Source organism: Neisseria sp. P0021.S007 (assembly GCF_051956855.1).
In genome coordinates this window covers 1-628 of sequence record NZ_JBQCXA010000700.1, presented here as the reverse complement: position 1 = coordinate 628, position 628 = coordinate 1, and the positions used below count along the sequence as shown (strand labels likewise).

At 36.9% G+C, this 628-nt stretch carries 1 protein-coding gene; it reads right to left on the bottom strand.

The window, feature by feature from the left end; all coding sequences use genetic code 11:
- Positions 1 to 141: 141 nt before the first annotated feature.
- Positions 142 to 360, bottom strand: coding sequence for a YdcH family protein (locus ACTHUR_RS15455; RefSeq protein ID WP_003685475.1), 219 nt, complete (start codon positions 358 to 360; stop codon positions 142 to 144).
- Positions 361 to 628: the final 268 nt, after the last annotated feature.

The window sequence follows — 628 nt, the reverse complement described above, 5'->3', positions numbered from 1 at the left end:
TAAGAGTGATTTACAATTAAAAGTTAAATTGTGCTAATAAAAATAACAAATACCAAACAACTAAAAAGGCCGTCTGAACCAGTATGAAACGAAATCCGAGATTCCTATCATACCGTTCAGACGGCCTTATTCAATTTTTAATTATTTGCCTGCTGCTTTTTGCAGAAGAGCATACAATTCGTCTTTGAGTTTGAGTTTGGCTTTTTTCAGCTCTTCAATCTCTTCGGCACCGCTGGTAACAGGGTTGTTAACCAAACCGGTGATTTTATCGTCCAGCTCATTGTGCTCGTCAAACAAACGGGCAAAGTGTGCATCTTCTTGTTTCAATTTAGAAATCAAATCGCGATATTCTGGAAACATTTTGTTTTCCTCTCTTGTTAATTAAATAAAAAAGTACTGCGGTCAAAAACTAGGACGAATCAATCTTTAGCTTCATTATAACAAACACGGGCGTTTTATCCAGTCTTTTTTAAGTCGAAACTGTTTTACATCAAAATTAATAATATCAACATAAGTTAGCGCCAAAATAGAAAGAAACGGCTTTATAGACGGCTTACCGACTTGGGCATACAATCGGGCTTATGCGTTTACACAATGGCCGAACCACCCTATTCCGTCATATCAACGG

Bases quoted from the DNA above. Each gene is read 5' to 3' on its own strand.
- ACTHUR_RS15455 (WP_003685475.1), bottom strand. From the start codon at position 360: ATGTTTCCAGAATATCGCGATTTGATTTCTAAATTGAAACAAGAAGAT.